At 69.2% G+C, this 3,950-nt stretch carries 5 protein-coding genes; 1 reads left to right on the forward strand and 4 read right to left on the reverse strand.

Going from position 1 to position 3,950, the window contains the following annotated elements; genetic code table 11:
* A partial coding sequence (locus A9W96_RS08115; RefSeq protein WP_156765156.1) for a P-loop NTPase occupies positions 1–355 on the forward strand: 355 nt, incomplete at its 5' end.
* 4 nt (positions 356–359) lie between these two features.
* Here A9W96_RS08115 and tatB read toward each other — a convergent pair.
* From tatB to sigE, 4 genes are all read right to left on the reverse strand, one after another.
* A complete protein-coding gene (tatB, locus tag A9W96_RS08120; RefSeq protein WP_066873539.1) occupies positions 360–776 on the reverse strand; it encodes a Sec-independent protein translocase protein TatB in 417 nt (138 codons plus the stop codon).
* Positions 776–2,290 carry a S1C family serine protease gene (locus A9W96_RS08125; protein WP_066873536.1) on the reverse strand — a complete coding sequence of 505 codons (1,515 nt, stop codon included), beginning with the start codon at positions 2,288–2,290 and terminating at the stop codon, positions 776–778. The genes tatB and A9W96_RS08125 overlap by 1 nt, the downstream gene beginning before the upstream one ends.
* A 162-nt stretch (positions 2,291–2,452) precedes the next feature.
* Positions 2,453–2,845 (reverse strand): anti-sigma E factor RseA, encoded by a 393-nt coding sequence (gene rseA / locus A9W96_RS08130; protein WP_197499451.1) that lies wholly within the window; start codon positions 2,843–2,845, stop codon positions 2,453–2,455.
* A gap of 130 nt (positions 2,846–2,975) precedes the next feature.
* Positions 2,976–3,731, reverse strand: coding sequence for an RNA polymerase sigma factor SigE (gene sigE / locus A9W96_RS08135; RefSeq protein ID WP_066873531.1), 756 nt, complete (start codon positions 3,729–3,731; stop codon positions 2,976–2,978).
* Between the last annotated feature and the right edge of the window lie 219 nt (positions 3,732–3,950).

Here is a 3,950-nt window from a genome sequence, read left to right on the forward strand (position 1 = left end):
CGCCGAGCGGGCCGGCAGCATCGCGCTGCAGACCCGTCAGCGCGTCGTCGGCGTGGTGGAGAACATGTCCGGCCTCACCCTGCCCGACGGTTCCACGCTGCAGGTGTTCGGCGAGGGCGGCGGCCGGCAGGTGGCCGAGCGGCTGACCCGTGCGGTGGGCGCCGACGTGCCACTGCTGGGTCAGATCCCACTGGATCCCGAGCTGGTGGCCGCGGGCGACTCCGGCACGCCGCTGGTGCTGAGCGCGCCCGATTCGCCGGTCGGCAAGGCGCTGCGCGGGGTGGCCGACAGCTTGTCGTCGCGCAAGCGCGGGCTGGCCGGCGTATCGCTCGGGCTCGATCCGACCCGGCGCTGACGGTTCAGGTCGCGTCGGTATCGAACGGCGTGTGACCGCCGGACTGCTGTTCGGCCGCCAGTGCCTGGCCGTTCGCGGCGGGCGGGGCCGGGTGCGGGGCTTGCGGCGGGGCGCCGTTCGCCGGTTTGTCGAAGGCTCCGGTCAGGAACGAATCATCGCCGTCCAGCAGATGCTTGGTCAGCGCCGCGCGCGGTGTCATGCCCCGCAGCTTCTGCAGCTCGCTCAGCGGAACGCGCAGATCGTCGAACTCGGGGCCGAGGTCCTCACGCAGCTGACTGGTTACCCCGCTGAGGTAGTCGCGCGCCTGACGCAAGGCGTTGGACGTCCACCGGATGGCACCCGGCAGCCGCTCTGGCCCGAGGACCACCAGCCCGACCACGACGAGGACGAGCATGTGCTCCCAGCTCAGGCTGCCGAACATCAGCTTTGGTCAGGGTCTGGCTTGACCGTCAGCGTGACGTGCCGGCCGTCGCGGACGACCTCGATCGGCGAGTCCTGGCCAATGGTCAACTGCCGCACCGCGACGACGAACTCGTCGGCGTCGGCGACCTTGCGATTGCCGACCTTGACGACGACGTCGTTCTCCAGGACGCCGCCCTTCTGCGCGGGGCTGCCGGCCTTGACGTTGGCCACCTGGGCGCCGGAGGCGATCGCGTTGCTCACCGACCGGGTGCTGACCCCCAGCGTCGGGTGGACGATCTTGCCGTCCTTGATCAGCGTCTGGGCGACCTGCTTGGCCTCGTTGATCGGGATGGCGAAGCCCAGCCCGCTTGCGCTGTCGGACAATGACTTACCGGCGGTGTCGATGCCGATCACCTGGGAGTCCATGTCGATCAGCGGGCCGCCGGAGTTCCCGTGGTTGATCGACGCGTCGGTCTGCAGCGCGTCGATCACGGTGTCGGTGTCCGAGCCCTCGCCCGACAGCGGCACCGGCCGGTGCAGCGCGCTGATGATGCCGTGCGTGACGGTGCTGCGCAGCCCCAGCGGCGCACCCGCGGCCAGCACCTCGTCGCCCACCCGCACCTTGTCGGAATCACCGAGGCGCGCCACCGACAGGTTGTCGACGTTGTCGACCTTCAGCACGGCCAGGTCGGTCTTGGGGTCGCGGCCCACCAGGTTCGCCGGCACCTCTTTGCCGTCGTTGAAGACCACGGTCGTCTTGAACTGGCTGGGGTTGTTCGCCGCCTCGGAGATGACGTGGTTGTTGGTGACGATGTAGCCGCGGCCGTCGATGACGACGCCGGAGCCCTGCATGCCTTCCTGGTCGCTCTTGGACTCGATGGTCACCACGGCGCCCGCCGTCGCGGCCGCAACCTTGGCGAACCGGCCGGCCGGGCCTTCGCCGTTGCCGCTGGTGGACAGCGTCACCTTCGAGGTGGTGAAGGCCTCGGCGACTTCGGCCGTCTTGCGGCCGATCACCCCGCCGAGCACCCCGATGACCAACGCGATCAGCAGCAGGACCAACAACGCGAGGTAGGACACCTTGCCGCCGAACAACACGTCGCGCACGCCCAGTTTGCCGCCGTAACCCAGGGCGGTACCGGAACGCGACGGCGGCACCGCCGGCGTGCCCAATGCGGCCGCGGCGCCCGGGTCTCGCCAGGGGTCGTCGAGCTCGTCGGGCCCCACACCGTCTTTCTCGGCTGCCAGCGCATTGGCGTCCACCGGGTGGCGCTGCAGCGAATCGGGGCTGCCGTCCGGCCGGTGGAACGCCTCTTGCAATACGGGGTCGGCCGGTCGGTCGCTGGGCCGGAATTCGGCCTGGTCGCGGTACTTCTGCGGACGGACCCGTTCGGCCACGAACGACCCGCGCAGCCCCTCGGGACGACCGAACTCCCGGCGCGACGCGGGGTCGACCGGCGGACGCGAGATGGGGCGCGGCGCTAAGCGGTTGCCGCTGTCTTTTGCTTGGTCGTAGCCTTGGTCGGAGGTCACGTTGTCCCTTTTGGATCCTCTGCTTGAGCGCTCGAGACGGGCCTTTGCCGGGCGAAACACGCGGCACCGGCGTTGTCCGTGTCCACCCTAGTATCCATGGCCCGCCATCGGTCGGCATGAACGCGCGCGGGGGACGCCTCGAAGGGGCGGGGCGCCGATCGGCTACCGGCGCTTGCGCCGCTCCCGGCCGTCCCGATCGGCGAACCGGTCGGCGGCCACGGAGGAGTCGTCGGGCGACTCGTAGGGAATGTCGGCCAGCATGCCGAGCAGGGTGCTGGGGATGCGGATGGGGCGCGAATCGCGCAGCGCCGCGCGGGCCCGGCTCTGGTCCTCGACCTCGGCCGCGCACTGGGCGCACAACGACAGATGATGCGCGGCGCGCAGATGGGCGTTCATCCGCAGCTCGCCGTCGACGAACGCCGCGATCGCTTCGACGGACAGGTGCTCGGTGGAGCCGAACTGGCGGGGGGCGCCGATGGGCGCGTCACTCTGGGAGGCGAACTGAGCGGGGAGCCAGGAGAACGCGCGGCGGAACACATGTCCACGATCGGGCATCACCAACTCCTCGCCACTCATTTCTTATTGCCGCCTTATGTCGAATGTAGCGCGACAGGCCGCGCGATACCGAGGGTAAGGCCGCAAAGCGGCTGAATAGCTGCCCGAACGTTAGGCGGGCGACCGGTGATTACGCCGACTTGGCGCGCGCCACGTCGTGGTCGGGGTGCGCGGCCAGGTAATCCCGCAGCGCCTGGCGCCCGCGGTGGATGCGGCTGCGCACGGTGCCCAGTTTGACGCCCAACGTGGCGCCGATCTCCTCGTAGGACAGGCCCTCGATGTCACACAGCACGACGGCGGCGCGGAATTCCGGCGGCAGCGAATCGAGCGCGGCCTGCAGGTCCGGGCCCAGCCTGGAGTCGTGGTAGATCTGCTCGGGGTTGGGCTCGTCGGCGGGCACCCGCTCGTAATCCTCGGGCAACGCCTCCATCCTGATGCGCGAGCGCCGGCGCACCATGTCGAGGAAGAGGTTGGTGGTGATGCGGTGCAGCCAGCCCTCGAACGTCCCGGGCTGGTAGTTCTGCACCGACCGGAAGACCCGGATGAAGGTCTCCTGGGTGAGGTCCTCGGCGTCGTGCTGGTTGCCCGAAAGCCGGTAAGCCAGCCGGTACACGCGGTCGGCGTGCTGGCGCACCAACTCGTCCCACGACGGCATGGCCGCCTTGTCCCCGGTCGCGTCGAACACCGCGGTGCCGTGCGGCGCGTCGGACGGCTCCACCCACTCGTCGGCGGGGAGCCCCTGCGCGTGCGACATGCTGGAGGGGCTGAGAAGCGTGGTGATGATCGAATCCTCCGAATCGGGCGTGCCAAGTAGTGACACTTCGTCACTGGCGGCAACAGGTAGTTCCCAGTCGGTATTCCCGGTCCAACGCCCTCCGCGATCCATAGGGCTACCGTCGCGTACCGGAGTATGTGCGGTATATGAACAGTCTGAGCTGAACCTGAGAAACCGTATCGTTACCTGCGCTGTGCAGGAGATATCCATCGCGCAGTGACCTTAAACGCATCGGCACAGTTGGGCGTGTCACCCCGATCGGACTCAGGCGCGCCTGCCGGACCGCGCGGCGAAGTGGAATACGCTGCGGGCATGGACGGCACCGACGCA

The sequence above is a fragment of the Mycobacterium sp. 1245852.3 genome (genome assembly GCF_001669335.1).
Taxonomy (GTDB): domain Bacteria; phylum Actinomycetota; class Actinomycetes; order Mycobacteriales; family Mycobacteriaceae; genus Mycobacterium; species Mycobacterium europaeum_A.

Coding starts and splice junctions, on each gene's coding strand:
- sigE (WP_066873531.1), bottom strand. CDS start 3,731: ATGGATCGCGGAGGGCGTTGGACCGGGAATACCGACTGGGAACTACCT.
- tatB (WP_066873539.1), bottom strand. CDS start 776: ATGTTCGGCAGCCTGAGCTGGGAGCACATGCTCGTCCTCGTCGTGGTC.
- rseA (WP_197499451.1), bottom strand. CDS start 2,845: ATGCCCGATCGTGGACATGTGTTCCGCCGCGCGTTCTCCTGGCTCCCC.